The sequence below is a fragment of the Chryseobacterium viscerum genome, from assembly GCF_025949665.1.
In the GTDB taxonomy this organism is placed as follows: Bacteria; Bacteroidota; Bacteroidia; order Flavobacteriales; family Weeksellaceae; genus Chryseobacterium; species Chryseobacterium viscerum_A.
The window spans coordinates 1-23,971 of record NZ_JAPDFT010000005.1; the positions used below are offsets into that span (position 1 = coordinate 1).

Consider the following 23,971-nt stretch of genomic DNA (forward strand, 5'->3'; position numbering starts at 1 on the left):
AAATAGCAGAAATATAATTCACCTTAATTAAAATGCTTCGACTCAGCCCAGCATGACACTGCTAATACTAACTGCTAAAAAAAATCTTAAACATTATCCTGTCAGCTTACTTCCTTTAAAGGCTGTTTGGATTCCTGCGGAATGACACAATGGGAACAGAGGTTTATACTCACTAACCTCCTTACATAAAAATCAGGAAGATAAAAATTCAACACCAATGTTCCTTTTCTACATAGAAACCCGAAACTCATCATTCATCATTCATCATTCATCATTTATAATTTATAATTTATAATTCCCCTAGCCCTGATAGAAATGGTTACCCCGCAGTAAGGGTTGGAGTGTGAGTGGGGTTGAGCGTGGAAAAGCTCTGGCGCGAGGAGTAGAAATGGATAGCAGGATGAAGCTCCTAGTAAAATTCATATCACATACTATATATAATATATATGATAAGTGTTGGAACAACTAGCAGTGGAAAGTTTATTAACGATAACAATATTGAAAATGGCTCCTTTTACTATTATGATAGGATCAATCCAGATGCTGTAATCAATCAAACATTTTTAATTGCTGATCGCGGGTCCCGGTAAAATTAGCTGTTGAGAGTTTTGGAAATTCTTTACCGTCAAAAAATTTCTTTCGGCCAATCTTAAAAGTTGTGTGAATCATTTCAGCAATATTACCTTCTCCCCTTTGTCTTTCAAAATATCTTTTATCTCCAAGCTTCCCGCCGCGCATAGAACGGATGAGATTTAAAACTTTCTGCGCTCTGTCCGGAAAATGACTTTCTATCCAATTAACAAAAACGGGTTCAACAGTATCATTTAATCTCACCAGGGTATACCCGAATCCTAAAGCACCTGCTTCAGAGATGGCTTTTAATATATTCAGAGGTTCATCACTATTGAGTCCGGGAATAATGGGAGCAACCATCACGTGTACGGGGATTTTGTTTTCCGAGAGAATTTCTACGGCTTTTAATTTATTTTTTGCAGAACTCGTTCTGGGCTCCATCTTCCGTCTCAGTTCTTCATTAATGGTGGGAATGCTTAAAGAAACTGAAACCAGGTTCTGCTCCGCCATGGGTTTTAAAATATCAAGATCCCTTAATACCATTGCGTTTTTTGTCAGAATATTGACAGGATGTCTGTAATCAAGACAAACCTGCAGGAGCTTTCGGGTGATTTCAAATTGTCTTTCGGCGGGCTGATAGCAGTCTGTATTTCCGGATAGTAGAATCGGAGCTGCTTTATAAGCTCTTTTTTGAAAAAATTTCTCCAGTAATTCGGGAGCATTTTTCTTTACCATGATCTTTCTTTCAAAATCAATTCCGGCACTATACCCCCAATACTCATGGGTAGGTCTTGCAAAACAGTAAGAGCAGCCATGTTCACATCCCTGATAAGGGTTCATAGAATATTCCATAGGAAGGTCTTCGCTCTTCACCTGATTCACAATTGTTTTGGGAAAAACTTCAGTGAAGGAGGTTTTTACTGCTTCGAAATCTTCGTCTTCAGGTTCATAGGTATACCTGTCGAAACGATTGATAACGTTTCGCTGAGCGCCCTGACCTTTTATCAAATTTTCGTTTTGCATTCCTGTGTAAAATTAAAATGGAATTTGCATAAAATAATGAGTTTTAACATTAAAGTTTTCCACAAAAAAAATCCAACACTTTCAAAAGCGTTGGATTTAACATAATTAAATATATTTTTTTACTACTTCAGTGCGTAAAATTCCACTCCATGAGTTTCATCATCTTGATTTTTTTCATCAAAGTGTCTGTGATAATCCGAATAGGAATCACTATATTTTTTATCTTTTTTAGTCAATATTTTTTTTATGCTGATTAAACTTAATACTGCCAAAAGACCAACTCCTCCTGCCAGTAAAACTCCAACTTCTTTTTTCATATTTTCATTGATTTAATATTCTTACCATTGCAAAAAGTATACCTATTTTATTTTTTTAAATTATAAATTTTGTTAACATTAAACTTTATTTTTAGGAAAATTACAATCTGCTATTTTTCTTATATTTAAAGATTGCAATGGTTTAATTATTGTACTTAAAAACAAAAATATTATTATGGAAAATTCAGGGAATTTTGATGCAATGACAACCTTAAGTGAAGTCATGAAAACGCTTTCTGAAAGAGGAATACACAGAGAATTCAGAATGAACGAAAAATGTGAAATGAAGTTTGAAAATTCTGATAAAGTTTATCAGCCTGCAGAATTGGTGATATTAAAAACGTATCGTTTTGAAGGAGACAGCAATCCTGATGACAGCGCAGTGCTTTATGTAGTAAAAGATGGCGCCGGAAACCGTGGAATGATCATAGATTCTTATGGGGCAGACAGCAATTATCCAGGTGAAGAATTTGATAAATTTTTAAGAGATATTCCGATTCTGGAAAGTGACGAATTCAATTTTTAACTGAATCTACCTATATTTAATTTTTTAAACCATTAAGATCGTTTTAATTAAAAAGACATCGATCATCAATTAATGGTTCTATCTTAATGGTTTAAAGAATTATTCTTCAGATTTTTCTTTTTTCCTGAAAATATTGTTCAGAAAACCTTTCTTTTCTTTTTTTTCTCCTTCCGGTTCGGGAGTTTCTTTTTTATTTTTTATCTCCTGCTTTATTTCTTTTACAGACTGTTTCATTTCTTTCACAGAAGAAACTGCCTCTTTTACTTTTTTTTCTGTCTTATCTACATTTTTCCCAATAAGGGTTTTCTTTAATCCCTGCTCAATTCCTTTCCAGAACAGATTAAAGAAAGATTTTGTTGGATCACGCTCTACATTTTCTACGGTAACAGCATCGGGAAAACTACCTGAATTTGATTTTATAAAAACGTTGGCAACAGCCGTCAGGAAACCTTTTTTCTCATGATTGTTCTTGTTGAGTACGGCAATTTTCAGATCTTTATGTTTAAGATTAAAGATTCCGTGTAATCCGGCAGGATTTCCTTTAAAATTAAAGAGCATTTCCTGAATGGTCCCTGCGGTAGCAGTCACATGAAGGTAAGGTCTGATAAACGGATTAATACCACTGGCCGGGAGATTGGTGGTTTTTCCCGAAATTGCAAAATTATCGTTACGATCAGCAACATCGAAGTTCCAGTTTACGGAAAGCGGCGAAAGGTTCATGAAGGAACAATTGATTTTAATGTCTACTTTTGTGGGTTTCCCTTTTATTTTAGCAGAATTCAGGTTTCTGACATTCATATTAAAGTTATTGAAGATCAGTTTTCCGGGTCCCATACTTTCCGGAGTATCTTCTTCGTATACTAATACTGAGTTTTTCAGATCGAGCGTATTAATCGTCATCGGAATTTTAATGGAACGCAGCATTTTGGAATACAGAGCTTTTTCTTTTGGATCGTCTTTCGGAATTTTGCTTCTGAAAATATTAGCATCTGCCGACTGGATCGTGACATGAGAAGCATTTATCGTTTTATGATGAGAAAACAACTCCCAGTTTCCTACTGCTGTTATTTGCCCGGCTTTTATATCGTACAAATCTCTTTCAACGGGTATCATCTTGATAAACTGTGCTCTCGAAACAAGAGGTTTCATTGAAAAATTATTGATCTGAATCTTATTTTTATTAAGCTTCAGCAGCCCTAAATTCATATTGTAGAACTGTGTTTTATAAGCAAAGTTTCGGGTGGTGAGATAATAATCTTTAACCTTAAAAGATAATCCTTGTTGATTTAGCTTGGGTGATAATTCAATATTATTAAATGTGGCGTTTAAATCATGAAAAGCCAGTGGCTCTTTTCCATTATCATAAATGATATTTGAATTTCTCAAAGACATCTTCCTTACAATAACAGACTGTATGATCCCTGGCTCAGAAGTTTTATTTTGTTTCTTCTCCCCTGCTTTGAACGCTCCGTTTACATTATCAACAAGAACATCTTTGATATCCAGATTGAGTTTTTTATCAACGAATTCCAGCTTATTAATGTTAAAAGCAATATGATCTGTTTTTAAATTAATTGCTGTTTTTCCAGTTTGGGAAGAACCTGGTGTCAATACCATGTCCAGAATTTCACCATTTGTAGGTTTCAGGGCAAGACTTCTTATTGCAATATTCTGATGATTAGAATATACTATATCTCTTCCTGATAACAGAAAATCTTTATATCCAATAGGAATGACCTGTTCTGAACTTTCCTTATCAAACTTAAGCTGATTAATATTTAAGTTAAGGTTTCCAACAGACAAGAGTTTATTGCCATCCGGTTTATTGATCTGAACCATGGCATTATTAAGTCTAAAAGTATTAAAATCAACCTCAAAATTGGAGTTTTTATCACTTTTTTTCAATTTTACTCCTGTGTTGTAAACTGTGAAAACAGGATTTTGAAAGTCAGCATTGGCAAGTGATACTTTATTCTTAGTCAAAACCACATCTTTGAATTCCATTTTTGGGATACTCAATTCAAATAATCGGGGCTTTTTAGGGTAAAACTTTTTAAACTGAGCAAAAGAAAGAAGCGGAGTCAGTCTGAAGTTTTCAACCAACACCTGCCCATCACTTGTATTGATATTATTAATGGTAACAGCATAAGTTCCATCGGGACGGAAAAAGAATTTCTCTCCTTTAATACTGTATCGGTCGAAAACGACAGGAAGCTTATTTTCAACTGATTCTTCCATCATCTGTAAGTTTTCTACAAACAGATCCAGTTGCTGTACGGATAAAAATTTCTGTTTGGTATATTTGAAAACAGCAATTTTCCCATCGTTGATCCTGATATTTTCAAACAAAAACGGGTTTCTCTTTTTTCCTGTTTTACGATCAACAGGTTTCGCCAGAATGACATTTAAATCAGGTTTATCCAACAACAGATCTGAGGAGCTGATTCTTTTATTAAAAATAGCATCGTAAATCCCAAAACGGCTTATTTTCAGGGTATCAATAGTTCCCTGCAGTCCAATAACTTCTGTGTTTTGAGGATCTTTACTGTTGACTGAAATTCCCGAAGCAAAGATGTTTCCGGTTCCTAAATCTACATCAAGAGTTTTATAAGAAACTTTATAGTTGGTATTCTTTTTTATGTACTCCGGAAGTTGGGTTTTAAGCCATATATTCAGTCCAAAATTCGCAGCAAGAAGAATTCCCGCCAGAATTCCGAAACTTATCAATAGTCTTTTAACCCATTTTCCCATATTTTGTGATTCGGTTTTATATTACATCGATCAATTTTTTACTTCAAAATCAATCACATATCCTTCATGCCCTCTTACATTGATAAAATTTCCTCCTTCAAATCCCAGGTACTGTCCTTTGATACCTGTAAGCTTTCCTGTAAATTCAGGTTTTTTGTCTAATGTAAATGAAGAGACTTTTTCCGGTTTCTCAAAAGGATAATCGAACATCCACAGTTCTTCTCCTTCCCGGTAGAACTTCTGAAAATCTTCAGGAAAGTGTTCTTTGATCTTCTGTCTGAAGTCTGCAAGGTCTATTTCTCCTTCAAAATCATCCTGCAACATCTTTCTCCAATTGGTTTTATCTGCCAGATGTTCTTTTAAAGCCACTTCTATCATTCCTGCTTCGTATCGGTTCTCTGTTCTTGCAATGGGTAATGCAAAAGTTGCCCCCTGATCAATCCATCTTGTTGGAATCTGAGTATTTCTTGTTACGCCTACTTTTACATCTCCGGTATAAGCCAGATACACGGTGTGCGGCTGAAGCTGAATTTGTTTTTCAACCTCCAGGTCTCGTTCTGCAACTCCTAAATGCGCTGTAGAAAGCTCCGGACGGATAATGGTATCACTTGCATAAGGACTTTCAAAAAAACAGTTTTTGCAGAATCCCATTCTGTAAATAGGCTTATTTTCTCCACAGTTTACACATTGGAATCCGGTGTGCCTGATGCTTAACTCTTTTCCAATCAGCTCATTCATATGGATCAGATCTCCTGAAAGATTGAGGTAGTATTGGATTGGCTTTGCATCGTAGCTTGTCATCTTTAAAATTTGCCCTTGAAACTGCATATTATATTTATATTACTTTTTTAAGTAAATTTAATGATTATATTTTTCAAAAAGTAAAATTTATATTTTTGTACTAATAAAAAATACAAATGGTTTATCTTGTAACAGGCGGTAGTGGGTTCATCGGATCTCATTTAATTGAACGATTATTAAGAAATGGACATTCTGTCATAAACATTGACAATTTTGATGATTTCTATAACTATCAGGTGAAAATTAAAAATACTTTAGAGTCAATTGGTAAAATTTCGGATTTTGAATACTCAGACAAAGAGACTGATCTCCGTCATTTAATTTCACTCACTCATTCTGACCAATATTCCCTCTATTGGCAGGATATCCGTGATCAAAAAGGTCTTGAAAGCATCTTTAAAAACCACCATATCGACATGGTGATTCATCTGGCTGCGCTTGCCGGTGTACGCCCTTCCATTGAACGTCCTTTAGAATATGAAGAAGTCAATGTAAGAGGTACTATGAATCTTTGGGAATTGTGTAAGGATTTTAATATTAAAAAATTTATTTGTGCATCTTCCTCAAGTGTTTACGGAAACAATGAAAAGGTTCCTTTTGCAGAAACAGATAATGTAGACAATCCTATATCACCTTATGCAGCCACTAAAAAAAGTGGAGAAATCATAGGACATGTGTATCACAATCTATACCATATAGATATGATCCAGCTTAGGTTCTTTACAGTATATGGACCAAGACAGAGACCTGATCTCGCAATACACAAGTTTGTAAAACTTATTTCAGAAAATCAGGAAATACCTTTCTATGGTGACGGAAATACCGCCAGAGATTATACATATATAGATGACATTATTGACGGTATTACGAAGTCTATCCTTTATCTGGAAAACAATTCCGGGGTTTATGAAGTGCTTAATCTCGGAGAAAACCAGGTGGTCACTTTATCAGAGATGGTTTCTACTATAGAAAATGTACTGGGAAAAACTGCCATAAAAAAAATTCTGCCAATGCAGCCGGGAGATGTCACAAAAACGAATGCCGATATTACAAAAGCAAAGGATTTAATAGGGTATAAACCTGCCACAGACTTCCAAAATGGCATAAAAAAATTTGTGGAATGGTTTTTGAGAAAACGACATTAAGTAAATTGCTGACATAGCTGCCAGTTAGTTTGTGACAGCCATTTATAAGAAAAAATTATAAAAAGAATTGAAAATCAAGTATAAAAAAGTTTATTATACAACCTATTTTTATACTTTTGCAAAAAATTAGAAAATTATGTACTGGACATTAGAATTAGCTTCATATTTAAGTGACGCACCCTGGCCAATGACAAAAGCAGAGCTTATTGACTACGCAATCAGAACTGGTGCACCTATGGAGGTAGTAGAAAACCTTCAGGCAATCGAAGACGAAGGGGAAATTTATGAATCTATCGAAGAAGTATGGAGTGACTACCCTACTGACGAGGATTTCCTTTGGAACGAGGACGAATATTAATAAAGCGATAAGCTTTAGGCTGTGTGCTTAGAGCTTTTTTGCCCTTTTTATATATTAATTTACACGATAAGCGTGTCATTTAAAACGCTTAAAGCATCTTGCATTAAGCATAAAGCAAAAAATTTATGAGTTTTTTAAACAAAGTTCTTAAAGGGTTTTTGGGAGACAAAAAAGCGCAGGACCTAAAAGAAGTAAAAAAAGTTGTAACAAAAATCAAGGCTGTAGAACCTAACATCCAACAATTGTCAGATGATGGGTTGAGACAAAAAACGGCTGAGTTTAAAGAGAATATAAAATCTGCAACCAGCAAGATCACAGCTCAAATAGAACAGATAAAAGAGCAGATAAAAAATTCAACCAATGTTGATGAAAAAGAAGCTCTTTTTTCAAAAATTGAGTCTCTAAAGAAAGAATCATATGAAATTGAAGAGAAAGTTCTTGTTCAGGTTCTTCCCGAAGCTTTTGCATTGATCAAAGAAACGGCAAGAAGATGGGCACAGAATGGAGAAATCCGTGTAACAGCAAGTGACTGGGACAGAGAACTGGCTGATGCAGGAAAAGATTTTGTGAGCATTCAGGGAGACACAGCTGTTTGGAAAAACTCATGGGACGCTGCCGGAACTCCTGTAGTTTGGGATATGGTCCACTATGATGTTCAGTTTATCGGAGGGGTTATTCTTCACAGTGGTAAAATTGCCGAGATGGCAACCGGTGAAGGTAAAACTTTGGTAGGAACATTACCTATTTACTTAAATTCACTTCCTGAAAGAGGAGTACACGTTGTAACCGTGAACGACTATCTTGCAAAAAGAGACTCCGCGTGGATGGGTCCTCTTTATCAGTTCCACGGAATGTCTATCGACTGTATCGACAACCACCAGCCGAACTCAGACGGAAGAAGAAAAGCATACAACTCAGATATTACTTACGGAACCAACAATGAATTTGGTTTCGATTACCTGAGAGATAACATGGTAACTTCACCTTCAGAATTGGTACAAAGAGAATTGAACTTTGCTATTGTGGATGAAGTTGACTCTGTATTGGTAGATGATGCAAGAACACCATTGATCATTTCCGGTCCGGTTCCTCAGGGAGACAGACAGGAGTTTGATGTTCTTAAACCTTCTATTGACAGAATTGTTGAAGTACAAAAGAAAACCGTTTCTGCTATTTTCAACGAAGCGAAAAAATTAATCGCTGCAGGAAATACAAAAGAAGGTGGGTTTAAATTGCTTCAGGCGTACAGAGGTCTTCCAAAAAACAGACAATTAATCAAATTCTTATCGGAAAGCGGAAACAGAGCATTGCTTCAAAAAGTTGAATCGCAGTATATGCAGGACAACAACCGTGACATGCCGATCGTAGATAAAGATCTTTACTTCGTTATCGAAGAGAAAAACAACCAGGTGGATCTTACCGATAAAGGTGTTGAGTATATGTCTCAAGGAAATTCTGATACTAACTTCTTCGTTCTTCCTGATATCGGGACTGAAATTGCTGAAGTAGAAGCTAAAAATCTTTCTAAAGAAGAGGAATTTGAAGCTAAAGAAAGACTTTTTGCTGACTTTGCTGAAAAATCTGAACGTGTTCATACTATGAGCCAGCTATTGAAAGCATACACATTATTTGAAAAAGATGATGAGTATGTAGTAATTGATGGTGAAGTAAAAATTGTTGATGAGCAGACAGGACGTATCATGGAGGGTCGTCGTTATTCAGATGGTCTTCACCAGGCAATCGAAGCGAAAGAGAGCGTAAAAATTGAGGCTGCTACTCAAACTTTTGCTACCATCACGCTTCAGAACTATTTCCGTATGTACAACAAACTTGCGGGGATGACTGGTACAGCTGAAACTGAGGCGGGTGAACTTTGGGAAATCTACAAATTAGATGTAGTGGTTATCCCAACAAACCGTCCAATTTTAAGAAATGACAAACAGGATTTAGTTTTCAAAACTAACAGAGAAAAATATAATGCTGTAATTGAAGAAGTAGAAAAATTAACAGAAGCAAAAAGACCTGTATTGGTAGGAACAACTTCTGTTGAAATTTCCCAATTGCTTTCAAAAGCACTTCAGTTAAGAAAAATTCCTCACCAGGTCCTGAACGCGAAGCTTCACAAGAAAGAAGCCGAGATTGTGGCAGGAGCAGGACAGCCGGGAGTTGTAACCATTGCAACGAACATGGCTGGTCGTGGTACGGATATTAAGCTTTCTAAGGAAGTAAAAGAAGCTGGAGGTTTAGCGATCATCGGTACTGAAAGACATGATTCAAGACGTGTTGACAGACAGCTTAGAGGTAGAGCAGGACGTCAGGGAGACCCTGGAAGTTCTCAGTTCTATGTATCTCTTGAAGATAACCTGATGCGTTTGTTCGGTTCTGAAAGAATTGCTAAAATGATGGACAGAATGGGTCATAAAGAAGGTGAAGTAATTCAGCACTCTATGATCAGCAAGTCTATTGAAAGAGCTCAGAAGAAAGTAGAAGAAAACAACTTCGGAACAAGAAAGAGACTTCTTGAGTATGATGACGTAATGAACAAACAACGTGACGTAATCTACAAGAGAAGAAAGAATGCCCTGTTCGGAGATCACTTGAAATATGATATTACGAATATGATTTTCGATGTTGCTAATTCTATCGTTGCGAAAGGAAAGGCTTCAGGAAGTTATAAAGATTTTGAATACGAAATCATTAAAACATTTACAATGGAATCTCCGGTTTCCCAAAGTGATTTTAATAATAAAAATGTTCAGGATCTGACGAATATTTTATTCAATGCAGCTCAGGAAGATTATAGAATGAAATTGAATCTATTGAAAGAAAAATCTTTCCCAATCATTGAGAATGTATACCAAAATCAAGGTTCAATGTTCAAAATGATCCAGGTTCCTTTCACAGACGGACATAAAACAATGACTATTGTAGCTGATCTTAAAGAAGCTTATGATACTCAGTGTGAAAGTTTGGTGAACGATTTTGAGAAGAATATCACATTATCAATTATTGATGAAAACTGGAAGCTTCATCTTCGTGAGATGGACGACTTAAGAAGATCATCACAGGGAGCTGTTTACGAGCAGAAAGATCCGCTTGTAATCTATAAACAGGAATCTTTCCACCTATTCAGTGAAATGATTGACAAACTAAACAAAGAAATTATTTCTTTCTTATACAAAGGAGAAATTCCAGCTTAAGAAAAATTTAATAATATCATCTAAAAACCGCTCTGGCATTGACCATAGCGGTTTTTTGTTATTCAGTATATAATAATTTTATGATAAATATCAATCTTATTATTTATTTAGAACAGTTAAAAATAATATATTTGCAGAAAATTTGACTTTCATGAAAAATGTACTGATCTGTGCTTCTGCACTGGGAACAATGCTGGTTTCTGCCCAAAAAAAAGATTCATTAACCACTAAAAGCATTGACGAAGTAGTTATCAATACATATGTTAAGAAAGACAGTGATTATTCCAACAAAATGCCTCTGAAAGCTATAGAAGATCCACAAGTATATTCTTCTATTGACAAAGGTGTATTAGAAAATCAATTGCTATTTACCGTAGATGATGCTTTCAGGAATGTGGCGGGTGCACAGAAAATGTGGAGCGCTACAAACAGAGCTGGAGATGGAGGGATCTACCTTAACTTAAGAGGTTTTGTTGCAGGAAACTCTATAAGAAATGGTATGGTAGCTCCTATTACAACTTCAATGGATGCAATCAATGTAGAAAGAATTGAAGTGTTGAAAGGACCTTCTGCTACATTATTCGGAAGTAATGTGACGTCTTACGGAGGTGTTATCAACAGAGTTACTAAAAAGCCTTTTGAAACTTTTGCAGGTGCTGTTTCTCTGGCAGGTGGAAGTTATAACTACTACAGAGTACAGGCAGACGTTAATGCTCCGCTTACGAAAGATAAAAAACTATTATTCAGATTAAATACAGCTTATACTAATCAGGGAACTTTTCAGAGAAACAATGCAAAGAATTCTTTCTATGCATTTACCCCATCCATTACTTACCGTCCTACAGATAATTTAGAGATCAATGCTGAACTGGAAATGTTTGAAACCAATTCATATCCTGAAACCGCTTTCTTCTTTTATTATCCAAGTTCGCAACTTGGTGCAGACAGTATGGATAAACTGGAGAAATTGGGCTATAACTATAAACAGTCTTACACTGGAGAAGGTCTTAAAACTGTTGGTAAAGCAAGAAACTTCTTTGGACAGGTTAATTATAAGATTAATGAGCATATCAAATCCTCTACGAATGTAAGTACTTCTTATTCTTACTCAGACGGATTTAACCCTTATTTCTATTTTGCTCCAAACCCTGCCAATAGTTCAGAAATTGGGGTAGCAAGAGCTGACCAGTCTACTAAAGACAGCAAAAGAACGTATTTCCAGGTTCAGCAGAACTTCAATTTTGATTTCAATATCGGAAGCGTAAGAAACAGAACAGTTGCCGGTTTTGATTATATGAGAATGAATGACAACCAGTATTTTCTGTTTACAGATTTTGACTGGGTACCATTTAATGCCACAGATTATTCCAATATGAATGGCCAGACATTGGGTGCAAAATATACAGCACTACAAAGCGGGTCTGATTTTGAGAAAAACAATACTTATATAAGCAGGGGAAAAAAAGATATTTACAGTGGTTATATTTCCAATGTCATCACTCCTGTAGAAGGACTTAATATTCTTACTTCTGTACGATACGAAAGTGTAAATTTTAAAGGAGGGCAAACCGGACAAAAATTGACTGATTCATATAGCCAGGGATCATGGTCTCCAAAATTCGGAGTTGTTTATCAGATTCTTCCTGAGAAATTATCCGTATTCGGAAACTACCAGAACAGTTTTTCAGTAAATGGATATTATACTTCGGATAAAACAGGGAATGTAACCCTTTCAACACCCGAAAGAGCCAATCAGTTTGAAGGAGGTATCAAAACCAATCTTATCAAAGGAAGAATTACTACAACTTTAAGCTATTATAATATTCAGGTAAAAAATACACTTCTTAATACTGGTGAAATGACAGGAACAGGACAGGCTGTACAAAATCAGGCTGGTTTATTAAGAAGCCAGGGAGTAGAATTGGAAGCAAATGCTTATCTGATCAAAGGATTCTCTGTAATTGCCGGAGTAAGCTACAACGATATGAAATATACAGAAGCTGATGAAACGGTAATCGGAAGAAGGCCTGCTACGGCATCATCTCCATGGTTGGTTAACTTCAATGCAAGCTACCAATTCCTTGACGGGAAATTAAAAGGACTTGGATTCGGGGTTGGAGGAAACTACGCGAGCGACAACAAGATTGTTAACTCTACAACCATGGGTACTTTCATTCTTCCAAAATATCTGGTATTGAATGCTAATGCCTTTTATGACACTAAAAAATTCAGAATCGGTGTGAAAGTAGACAACTTTACCAATGAACATTACTGGAGCGGATATACAACTGCTAATGCCCAGGCACTAGCCAACGTATTAGGAAGCTTCACTTATAAATTTTAAACTGTTAGAGTAAAATTACTCCCCTTATAAACAATGAAAAGAATAACAATAGGAGCTGCATTATTAACTTCCATGTTAAGTTTTGCACAGGAAAAAAAAGACACCATCAAATCCAACGATATTGAAGAAGTAGTTGTTAACGGAAGATATTATCAGAAGTACAAACTGAATGAAGTTTCAGGTTCGTTAAGAATCCAGACTCCGATTCTTGAGCTTCCTCAGAATGTACAGTCTGTAAGTTCTCAGGTTCTGGCTGATCAGATTACATTGAACATGTCTGAAGGTATTGTTCGTAACGTAAGTGGTGCAAGAAAAGTAGAACACTGGGATAATGTATATTCCAATGTCTTCATGAGAGGTGCCAGTATTGCCACTTTCATGAACGGAATGAATGTTTCCTCTACCTGGGGACCTATTAATCCTGATGCATCTATCATAGACAGGATAGAGTTTGTAAAAGGTCCTGCCGGATTTATGGGTTCTATGGGAGATCCTGCCGGATTTTATAATGTAGTTACAAAAAAACCTACTGGAAAATTCGCCAACAGTGTGCGTTTCACTACAGGAAGCTATAACCTTTTCAGAGGGGAAGCAGATCTTGACGGAGTTCTTGTGAAAGACGGAGTTCTAGACTACCGTATCAATTTAATGGGAAGCTCTAATAAATCATGGGTGGAAAATGATAAAACAAGCAAAATCATTGTTGCCCCTTCCATTACTTTCAGACCTACAAAGACTACTACGTTTACAGCACAGTATAACTATCAGTACTTAAAATTCAATCAGCCGGGAGCTTATCTGATGTCTAACGATGGATACGCTTCACTGAATGTACATACCAACTTTAATGACCCGAACTTCAAGAAAACTGAAGTAAAAGATCAGAGTCTATTCTTAAGCTTAGACCAGAAACTGTTCAAAGACTGGGTTTGGAGTACACAATATGCTTATATGGACCTGAACTATGACGGAGGTTCCTGGTGGGGAACATTTGATTCAGCCAATAAAAATGTTTTAAACAGAACATTAAGCAACTGGCAGGCAAAAGGAAAAAATCATATTTTCCAGACCTATGTGAGAGGAACCCTTAATACAGGGAATATTGTTCATAAAATAATCGCGGGATTTGATTACGGAGACAGAAAATACACTGCTGACTTTTCTTCTTATTCAAAAATTGTAGATGGCAAAGAAACCTTACTATTCCCAATTGACATTTATAATGTAAATTATGGGGTAGATCCTTCAAAACTTCCATCTTCTGATTTTTATACATTAAACACTTCTGCTCCGTTTTATAACGATCAGGGTGTAAAATATACTTCTTATTACGCTCAGGATCAGATTGAAATGTTTGATAACAAACTGAGATTAACATTGGCAGGAAGATATACAAGCGGTAAAACCTATTCCGCATATCCTAATCTAAGCACTGGTACTCCTATTGTACCTGATACAGCTGGTGAGTTTACACCAAGAGTTGGAGTGAGTTATTCTATTAATGAAAATTTCTCTGCTTACGGTATCTATGATAAAACCTTCGTACCACAATCCGGAACAGGAATTAACAAAACCAAAATTACAGATCCTTTCAGAGGACAGAATATTGAATTCGGGTTGAAGAAAGACTGGTTCGGAGGAAAATGGAACTCTACTTTCTCAGTATACGAAATCAGAAGACAGAATATTCTTGTTGCGGGACTTAAAGAACAAAATGAAGGACAGCCTTTCCAGGTTGCTACAGGTGAGCAGAGAGCAAGAGGTTTTGAAACCGATATCAAAGGAGAAATCATCAAAGGGTTGAATATTATCATCAACTATGCTTATACAGATGCAAAAACCGTTAAAGACACAGATCCTACAAGAATTGGAATCCAGTCTCCGGGGAATGCTAAAAATGTACAGAATACATGGATCAACTATAGGTTTGAAAATGGTCTTATGAAAGGTTTTGGTATTTCAGCAGGTTATCAGTATCAGGGAGGAAGACAATCATGGTACGGAGTAAGTGCCGCAAAAGATCAGAGCCTTCCGGATTATTTTGATACCAACTTCGGGGTTTCTTATGTTGCTAAGAAATTCGATGTCAATCTAATGTTGAATAATGTCCTTAACAGAAAATTGTACAGTGGTTACAGAGGAGATGCCGGCGAATATGCATGGATCTATAATGCTCCGCGTAACTGGAGACTATCAATAGGATATAAATTTTAAAAATTCAAAGGTTAGCCCCTCATGGGGTTAACTTTTTGCTATGAGAAAAAAGCATCACCATAAAAAGAAAGCTCCTTCAAAAAAGTGGTCTGCCAAACTCCATTTGTGGTTTGGTTTATCTGTTGGTTTCATCGTATTTATAGTCTCTCTTTCAGGGACTTTATATGTTTTTAAGGATGAAATACAGAATAGCCTGCGTAAAGAAGCCATTTATCTGAAGAAAGAAGATGTTGGAAAAAAGCCACTGTCTATTAATCTGCTTCGTGAAAAAGTATCGCTGGAACTTAATGAGAAGGAGCCTATAAGCGCGGTGGAAATTCCTTTAGATAAAACCAAATCCTATCAGTTCGAGTACTATAAAAAAAGCAAGAAGGGTTGGAACTATTTCCAGCAGGTACGCATTAACAAACTGGTGTATGTGAATCAGTACACCGGACAAATCCTTGCTGTTTATGATGAAAAATATGATGTTTTCAATATTCTGAAATATCTCCACTGGGGGCTTCTGCTCAACTCAGAATGGGGACCATATACTGTAGGGATCCCAACTGTACTTTTCATCGTTATGTTGATAACAGGAATTATTTTATGGTGGCCTAAAAATAAAAATGCCAGAAAAGGACGTTTTTGGTTCAATTGGGAAAATGTAAAAAACTGGAAGCGTAAAAACTACGATCTTCATAATATCTTAGGGTTCTATGCTTCATTTATTGCATTGCTATTAAGTGTCACAGGGATTTATTTTGCGTATCCCTATGTAAAAAACACCTTTACGTTTGCATTATCCGGTTCATGGGAACTTCCAAAAGAAAAAGAAAGAAAATCTCCGGACTCTCTGATGGCAAAGAATGAAGCTGTTTTTGATCTGGCTTCCGCACAGACTGAAAAGCTGTATGCAAAATCATCCAGCTTCAGAATTACGCTGAACGGAAAGAATAAAAAAGGAAAAGAACTGAAAAACCTTCCGGTAACAGTTTACGGAATGGAAGGAAGATACAGTGAAAGAAATATCCTGACATTCGACAATTACTCCGGAAAACTTTTAGCCAACAAACCTCATCACAATCTCAGTACTGCCGAGAAATACTCCAACGCCAATTATGATATCCATACCGGATCCTACTTCGGAATCATTGGAAAAATCATCTGGTTTATTGCCGGCCTCACATGTACATCACTCCCTGTAACCGGATTCCTGGTTTGGTGGGGAAAAAGAAAGAAAAAAGGAAAGAAAATATAATGAAAAAAGCGCTTTTATCAGCTGCCTGCTTAGGAACTACTACCGTTTTTGCTCAGGTAAAAGATAGTTTACAAACTAAAAATGTAGACGAGGTTGTGATGACTGCCTCCAGGAAAAAGGAAAACATAAAAGAAGTTCCAAGCTCCATTACGGTTGTAGGAGAAAAACAGATTCAGTCACAGCTGACCGTTAACTCAGATATTACAAGTATCCTACAATATACCGTTCCCAGTTTAGGAACCAACTCCGGGCAGACTTCCAATTCCGGACAGACTTTAAGAGGACGCCAGGTTTTGGTTTTGATTGATGGAATTCCACAGTCTACTCCACTTCGTAACGGAGCAAGAGATTTGAGGACTATAGACCCTTCAGCCATCGAAAGAATTGAAGTAATCAAAGGAGCATCATCCATCTATGGTAACGGAGCAGACGGAGGAATCATCAATTATATTACAAAAAGAAACAAAACAGATAAAAAAATCTCCGGAATTTCACAGATTGGCTTTACAGGACAGCCTTACGGTGGTACTTTAGGAGTAAGAGCCAGCCAGCTTTTATCCGGAAAGATCAATAAATTTGATTATACCCTTTCATTAGCCTACGAAAGAACAGGATATACAAAAGATGGAGATGGCATTTTGATAAGCCCAACCTACAGTATTGCCAAGATGGATAACTATAACGGATTGCTGAAAGTAGGTTATGACATCAACGAAAATCAAAGAATTGAAGCATCTTACATCGGGTATTCTTCAAGATCAGATCTGAATGTAGGATTAAAAACAGGAAAATACGGCATCACTCCTACTATTGGTGAAGGAATTGGAAAAGGATTGGAAACGACTCCTCAGGGAACTCCGAAAAATCACAACATCAGAGTGAGCTATGACAATAAGAATCTGTTTACAGGAACTTCTTTAAACATTAATCTTTATTATCAGGATTTTAAAACCGTTTACGGATACAGCGATACTTTCTTCAATGGAGGGCAGTCCAATGTTATTTCCCAGAAAAAAGGAGCAAGATTCAATTTGGACACCCAACTATGGAATTTCCCAAACTCACAAGGTGAAATTATCTATGGAGCTGACATTCTGAATGATGAAACTGTACAAAAGCTGGAAGATGGACGTTTCTGGACTCCCAATATGAGTATGACCAATATTGCCCCTTTTATATTGGCAAAAATTGATCTTTTCAAAAAACTGACGATCAAAGGAGGTCTTCGCTATGAAAATATCAAAGTGAATGTAGATGACTTCAATACACTTTCTACCCTTAAAAGTGACGGGACATTTACTAATAGTATTCCGGTTGCAGGTGGAAAGTTAAGCTATAATGCCTTAGTGGGAAATATTGGAATACGTTATAATATTGAGCCTTATATCAACCTTTTCGGAAGCTTCTCTCAGGCTTATTCTATTAATGAATTAGGAAGAATTTTAAGAACCTCAACTTCTGAAACGATCAATAGCCTGGAAACGAAACCAATTATCGTTAACAACTACGAATTGGGAGCTACAGGACAGCTTTCCAGCTGGTTGAATTATGAATTAACCTCTTATGTGAGTACATCGAAGTTAGGAGCATCATTCGTGCAAAGTCCGGACAGAGCATTAATGATTCAGAGATCACCGGAAATTGTATATGGAGTGGAAGGGTTTTTACACTTTACTCCTGCAAAATGGATTCAGTTTGGTGGAAGCTACAGCTGGATGGAAGGAATTACCTCTGTAAAAGATGACGGTGATTACTCTACAAAGATCAACAACAGCAGAATTTCAGCACCAAAAGTATTGGCTTATGTTCAGGCAAGACCTGTTCCTGCTCTATCCGTTGGTTTTGATATGCTCCACTCTTTCCAGCAAAACAGATTCGAGCCTAATGCTAAAACAGGATTGTATGCTTACGGCGAAGGATATGTTCCTGAATATACTGTCTTTAATTTCAAATCAAGCTATGAAGTTAACCATAACTGGAGAGTATCATTAGGAATTGAAAATCTTTTCAACAAGGTGTATCAGCCTGCCATTTCATGGTGGACCGCAAGAGACAGTGATTTCACCAATGCTCTTGGATTGAGAGGGACATTCATGATTGAATATAAATTTTAATTAAACTAAATAAAAAGTAAAACATATCTTTGCTTTACTTTTAGCTGCATATGAAGAAAAATCATCATCATAAAAAGAAACCCGGATTCTTTAAAAAATGGTCTGCCAAGCTGCATCTTTGGTTCGGATTGGGAATAGGTTTTCTGATCTTTATTATCTCTATCACCGGAGCATTATACGTTTTTAAGGATGAAGTGGAAAACATCACCCGAAAAGATGTTATCTACCACCATGAGCAGAATATTGAGCAGAAACAGGTACTTCCTATCAGAGTAATGGAAAAGGCTGTGGCAGAACAGGTAAAAGAGAAATATCCGATTCACTGGGTCAATGTTCCTATTGACAAAAAGATGTCCTATATGTTCTTCTGGTATGAACATAATACGGACGCCTGGAATTATTTTGATGAATTTCCTATCTATAAACAGGCTTATGTAAATCCATACACAGGAAAAGTACTAAGAGTTTATGATGAAAAGAACGGGTTCTTCAATATCGTAAAAATGATCCACTGGAGCTACCTTTTAAAACAGGATTGGGGAACGTATGTAGTAGGAATTCCGGTTATTATTTTTATCATTATGCTGATTTCAGGGATCATCCTTTGGTGGCCCAAGAACAAAGCAGCAAGAAAACAGCGTTTTGCCTTCAAATGGAAAAATATTAAAAGCTGGAAGCGCAAAAACTATGACCTTCATAATGTATTGGGTTTTTATGCTTCCATTTTTGCTTTGATCTTCTCAATTACAGGACTTTTCTATGCTTTTTTTGTCGTTCAGGCGATGATCTATGTAATTTTCTCAGGAGGAGAAATCAAGTACCCGGACTTTTCCCATATTAAAACAAAGGCTCCTATCGAGCTGAGAACAGAGAGAACACTGGATAAAATCATTAATACAGTACAGACAAAATATCCTGATTCCTATGGGTTCGCTATAGATCTAGGCCATCCACATATGGATGATCATGAACACCCCAACTTTGAGGTATATGTGAAACATCTCTCTTATTCTTATCATAAAAGCAGCAGCTTAATCTTTGATGAAAATTCGGGAGAGCTTCTTCACACTCATGATCCAAAGGACAAAAACTTTGGAGAAAAAACGGTGAGCGCCAATTATGATATCCATGTAGGAGCTATTTTAGGTCTTCCTACCAAGATCATTGCCTTTATCGTAAGCCTTATATGTGCTTCTCTTCCGGTTACCGGATTTATGATCTGGTGGGGAAGAAAAAAGAAAAAAACGTTAAAAACAGCTTGACATATTAAATAAAATCCGGTTAATAATCCATTAATACAATCTTTTTTATAATTTTAGCCCTTAGAATTTAATAATAGAAATGTCATTAATAGATTTATCAAAACAAGTTGCCCTTGGAGTTGACATCGGCGGAACCAATACTAAATTCGGAATCGTAAACCACCGTGGGGAAGTTCTGGATAAAGGAAACCTGAGAACCGATGCATATGACAAAATTGAGGATTTCATCGATGCGTTATATGAAAGTGTTCGTCCAATGATGGAAAAATATGGTACTGAAGCACACTTTGACGGAATCGGAGTAGGAGCTCCCAATGCAAACTACTATAAAGGAACCATAGAATTAGCTCCCAACCTTCCATGGAAAGGGGTTATTCCATTTGCTGAGCTGATGACAGCAAAATTCGGCCTTCCTTGTACAGTAACCAATGACGCCAATGCTGCTGCCCTAGGTGAAATGCTTTTCGGAGCTGCAAGAGGAATGAAGGATTTCATCATGATTACACTGGGAACAGGAGTAGGAAGCGGAATCATTGCCAATGGAAGCCTAATCTATGGACATGACGGGTTCGCAGGAGAATTGGGACATACGATTGTAAAACCAGGCGGTAGAAAACACTGGAGTACAGGTTCTGAAGGAAGCCTTGAGGCCTATGCTTCTGCAACAGGTATTACCATTACAGCAAAGAAAATGAGAGCTGAGTTCCCGGAATCTATGCTGAATCAGTATCCTGAAGACGAAATCAATTCTAAAACAGTATACGAATGTGCTATCAAAGAAGACCCTATTGCTATTGAGGTTTTCAGATATACAGGTCAGAAGTTGGGTGAAGCAATAGCCAATTTTGTAATGTTCTCTTCACCTGAAGCCATTCTTCTATTTGGAGGGGTGATCAAGGCAGGAGATTTTATTTTAAAGCCTGCTAAGCTTCATATGGAAAGAAACCTTCTGCCAATCTTTAGAAATAAAGTAAAACTGGTATTCAGTGAACTTGACGAAGCTGATGCTGCTATTCTTGGAGCAAGTGCTTTGGTTTGGGAAAAATAACTGATCCTTTTTAAATAATATAGAGCATCCTTTTTAGGGTGCTTTCTTTTTTTCCACAGATTGCACAGATTTTCGCAGATGCGTATGTTGTATTTTTTTGTATTATCTGTGAAAGTATTGGTGCTATTGGTGTTTAAAATAATTTGTCACATCTATTATTAGAAAATGTTTTATTTTTCCCACAGATTGCACAGATTTTCGCAGATGATTATGTTGTAGTTTCTTTGTGTTATTGGTGAAAGTATTGGTGCTATTTGTGTTTAAATCTAAGAGTAGAAGACGAAAAAAAAACTACAGATTGAGTTGAGATGCTTCGGCTCCGCTCAGCATGACATTGCTAATACTAATTGCTTAAAAAAAACGTGGGTGTTATCTCTGTTATTTTACATTCACCTATACAAATGGCTTCTAATTGTGTTTAAAAGTAATTTGCTACATCTATTATTGTAATTGGAGTTTAAGACATAAAATCATACTTAAATGAAAAAGTTTTTCCTATTTTTGATTGGTCTTTTCTGCATCAGGAAAAGATAATAAAACAATATAATTACCAAAAATGGATAACAATAATTTAGAACAGATTACTTTCGGAGGCGGATGCTTCTGGTGTGTAGAAAGCTGTTTCAATATGCTGAAAGGGGTAAAATCTGCTATTTCAGGATATTCCGGGGGACATAAGGATAATCCGACTTATCAGGAGGTTTGTACAGGAGAAACAGGACATGCAGAAGTGGTACAGATCACTTATGATCCTGCTGTTATTTCTTACGAACAGCTGATGGATGTATTTTTCTTTCTTCATGATCCTACTCAATTAAACAGACAGGGAAATGATATCGGAACTCAATACCGTTCTGTAATTTATTATAAAGATGATGCTGAGAAAGCAAAAGCTGAAGAAGCTATCAAAGTATCTCAGGAGTCAGGAAGATGGGCCGGAACTTATGTGACAGAATTAACTCAATTCGATAAATTCTGGGCGGCAGAACAATACCATCAGGGATATTACAATGAAAACCCAACACAGCCTTACTGCAGCGCTGTGGTAGGTCCTAAAATCCAGAAGTTTAAAAAGTATTTTGGTGAACTGGGAATGCTGAATGCAGAATAGGACTTTTTAAGTTTTGGCTAAAGCCGGATTGATAATGTATATTGGGTTAAACGGACTAAAGTCCGTTCCTATTGATATCTACCGAATAGCTGCCAACCGATACAAAATAACAGAAGCGAAGAGGAAATCTCTTCGCTTCTTGTTTACGCAAAAATAATTGTTTATATGAAAAAACTAATATCCCGGGTTTTGAGTAAAATCCTTTGAGGCATCAAGAGTTGCCTGAGGAATAGGGAAAATTCTTCTGTAAGGCTGGGTAGCTGCTTTTGCAGTTCCCGGTAAATCAAATTTTCCGAACCTGATCATTGCCTTTCTTCTGTACATCTCCCAATACAGTTCATATCCTGATTCTTTAAATAGAGTATTTTCATCCAGAGAAGTAAGTGCTGCACCAGGAGCATTATTCTTTAAAGCATCATTTGTTCTTGTTGTTCTTAATTTATTCACATCTGACAAGGCTGCTGATATATTACCATTTCTCAGGAAAGCTTCAGCTCTCATCATATAGATCGTTCCTAATCTGTATAATGGAACATCCATTCCGCTTGTTCCGTTGTTTCCGTAACCAGGATCAAATTCAAACTTGAAATTTCTTACTCCTCTGTTGATCTGAGCCTGTGTGAATACCGCTTCTGAAGGATTATCAAAATTGAGTTCCGGAGTAAAATCTGCAGCAAGCGTCGTGTTTTTCTCTGTGAACAATTTATATACTTTGATTCTTCCGTCTGCGGTAAGATCAAAGTTACCATTGGCCAGAATTTTAGGTCCATATTGCTGACCAACCTGTAATCCTCTGTTGAAGTGGAACCATGGTTTTCCTGTTCCTTCCACTTTGCTTGTTGATGGTACACTTACATCCGTTCCGTCATTTCTGAACCATGTTCCGTCATCATACTGATAGGTTCTCTGGAAACGTGGATCATCATGATTTCCGTTCCATGAATAATAGAATTCCGGAGTAACACAAGATGCATTGGTCCCTCTATTATCCGGTGATGGCTTCTGGATTCTTTCCATAGACATATACGCGAGGTCATTGTCTGCATTTCTGTTTGAGTTCTTTTTCTGAACAATAGTAAAGATCATTTCCTTACTTGTATCATTGTTGATATCAAAATTGTGGAAGTAATTTGATTCTAAACTAAAAAAACCGCCATTAATCAGCATATCAGAATACTTGATCACCATATTCATGTCATTCCCTCCTCCACTTAAAGCCTGTTCCTTAAAATTGAAAGTACCTGCTGTTTTATTCTTTAAAACAGCTCTGTTAAGATACATATCAGCTAACAATGCATATGCAGCCTGTTTTGTAAACCTTCCTGCGTGGGTGTTCTGAGTTTTAATATCGGCTAAGTTGGGAATAAGTCCCTCTACTTCAGTAATTAATGCATCAATGGTAGATTCTGCCTTTCTGATCTGAATGGGAGCATTTAAATTATCCGGATCTCTATACGGAGCCTGTCCGTACAAATCGATTGTTGTATACGTGTAAAATGCCAATAACCCTTTGGCTTCTGCCAGAAATAAAGTTTTATTATTGATATTGCTTTTGCTGATACTTCCTATAGCAAATATAGATTTTGTAATTCCTGAGTTCAGCTGATTCCAGGTGGTTTTTACCACATCATTATTGGCATCCCAGGTAAATTCGTGCATGGCTCTCCACTTACCGCCATCTCCCCAGTCACTTCCTCTTGTTGGCAGAATGGCTTCATCAGTAGAATATTCCTGTAAAGCAAATACACTTCCATGATCTACAAAAGTTCCGTCACCAAGCTGTCCGTAAGCAGCAGCAAGAGAGGCTTCAGGATCTGCATTTTCAGTTCCCATTACCTCATCAATCACTTTTTCATCCAGATTGGTACATCCTACTAAAGACATCACTGCGATAGACAAAACGATTTTATTTATATTTAAAAATTTAGATTTCATGTTTTCTTT

At 36.6% G+C, this 23,971-nt stretch carries 16 protein-coding genes; 11 read left to right on the top strand and 5 right to left on the bottom strand.

The features are described from left to right. Positions 1–549: 549 nt before the first annotated feature. Positions 550–1,596, bottom strand: coding sequence for a PA0069 family radical SAM protein (locus tag OL225_RS19845; protein ID WP_264519337.1), 1,047 nt, complete (start codon positions 1,594–1,596; stop codon positions 550–552). Between the two features lie 122 nt (positions 1,597–1,718). Next, positions 1,719–1,913, bottom strand: coding sequence for a hypothetical protein (locus OL225_RS19850; RefSeq protein ID WP_047378034.1), 195 nt, complete (start codon positions 1,911–1,913; stop codon positions 1,719–1,721). A gap of 175 nt (positions 1,914–2,088) precedes the next feature. Between OL225_RS19850 and OL225_RS19855 the strand changes: the two genes are divergently transcribed. Next, positions 2,089–2,439, top strand: coding sequence for a hypothetical protein (locus OL225_RS19855; protein ID WP_047378033.1), 351 nt, complete (start codon positions 2,089–2,091; stop codon positions 2,437–2,439). Positions 2,440–2,538: 99 nt separating this feature from the next. Here the strand turns inward: OL225_RS19855 and OL225_RS19860 are convergent, their stop codons facing one another. Together OL225_RS19860 and OL225_RS19865 are read right to left on the bottom strand one after the other, a co-directional pair. Beyond that, complete coding sequence (locus OL225_RS19860) at positions 2,539–5,190, bottom strand: hypothetical protein (protein ID WP_264519338.1); 2,652 nt, start codon at positions 5,188–5,190, stop codon at positions 2,539–2,541. Between the two features lie 30 nt (positions 5,191–5,220). Next, positions 5,221–6,018, bottom strand: a complete 798-nt coding sequence (locus OL225_RS19865) for a DUF2797 domain-containing protein (protein ID WP_047378031.1) — start codon at positions 6,016–6,018, stop codon at positions 5,221–5,223. Positions 6,019–6,107: 89 nt separating this feature from the next. Between OL225_RS19865 and OL225_RS19870 the strand changes: the two genes are divergently transcribed. From OL225_RS19870 to msrA, 10 genes are all read left to right on the top strand, one after another. Beyond that, entirely contained in the window at positions 6,108–7,136 is a 1,029-nt protein-coding gene (locus tag OL225_RS19870; RefSeq protein WP_264519339.1) for a GDP-mannose 4,6-dehydratase, read from the top strand. 136 nt (positions 7,137–7,272) lie between these two features. After that, on the top strand, positions 7,273–7,494 hold the full coding sequence (locus OL225_RS19875; RefSeq protein WP_002662059.1) for a DUF2795 domain-containing protein: 222 nt from the start codon (positions 7,273–7,275) through the stop codon (positions 7,492–7,494). Between the two features lie 125 nt (positions 7,495–7,619). Next, positions 7,620–10,694, top strand: a complete 3,075-nt coding sequence (gene secA, locus OL225_RS19880; protein WP_264519340.1) for a preprotein translocase subunit SecA — start codon at positions 7,620–7,622, stop codon at positions 10,692–10,694. Between the two features lie 151 nt (positions 10,695–10,845). Then, a complete protein-coding gene (locus tag OL225_RS19885; protein ID WP_264519341.1) occupies positions 10,846–13,038 on the top strand; it encodes a TonB-dependent siderophore receptor in 2,193 nt (730 codons plus the stop codon). Positions 13,039–13,071: 33 nt separating this feature from the next. Continuing rightward, the gene (locus OL225_RS19890; protein WP_264519342.1) at positions 13,072–15,252 is read left to right on the top strand and encodes a TonB-dependent siderophore receptor; all 2,181 of its coding nucleotides are present in this window, start codon (positions 13,072–13,074) and stop codon (positions 15,250–15,252) included. 40 nt (positions 15,253–15,292) lie between these two features. After that, a complete protein-coding gene (locus OL225_RS19895; protein ID WP_264519343.1) occupies positions 15,293–16,492 on the top strand; it encodes a PepSY-associated TM helix domain-containing protein in 1,200 nt (399 codons plus the stop codon). Then, entirely contained in the window at positions 16,492–18,606 is a 2,115-nt protein-coding gene (locus OL225_RS19900) for a TonB-dependent receptor (RefSeq protein ID WP_264519344.1), read from the top strand. Before OL225_RS19895 ends, OL225_RS19900 begins: the two co-directional genes overlap by 1 nt. Positions 18,607–18,656: 50 nt before the next feature. After that, positions 18,657–19,868 (top strand): PepSY-associated TM helix domain-containing protein, encoded by a 1,212-nt coding sequence (locus tag OL225_RS19905; protein WP_264519345.1) that lies wholly within the window; start codon positions 18,657–18,659, stop codon positions 19,866–19,868. A gap of 79 nt (positions 19,869–19,947) precedes the next feature. Then, positions 19,948–20,916: an ROK family protein gene (locus tag OL225_RS19910; protein WP_047378023.1), complete on the top strand. Its 969-nt coding sequence runs from the start codon at positions 19,948–19,950 to the stop codon at positions 20,914–20,916. A gap of 556 nt (positions 20,917–21,472) precedes the next feature. Then, positions 21,473–22,027 (top strand): peptide-methionine (S)-S-oxide reductase MsrA, encoded by a 555-nt coding sequence (gene msrA / locus OL225_RS19915; protein ID WP_047378022.1) that lies wholly within the window; start codon positions 21,473–21,475, stop codon positions 22,025–22,027. Positions 22,028–22,201: 174 nt separating this feature from the next. On the opposite strand, the gene OL225_RS19920 is transcribed toward msrA, so the two are convergent. Further along, complete coding sequence (locus tag OL225_RS19920) at positions 22,202–23,962, bottom strand: RagB/SusD family nutrient uptake outer membrane protein (RefSeq protein WP_264519346.1); 1,761 nt, start codon at positions 23,960–23,962, stop codon at positions 22,202–22,204. Positions 23,963–23,971: the final 9 nt, after the last annotated feature.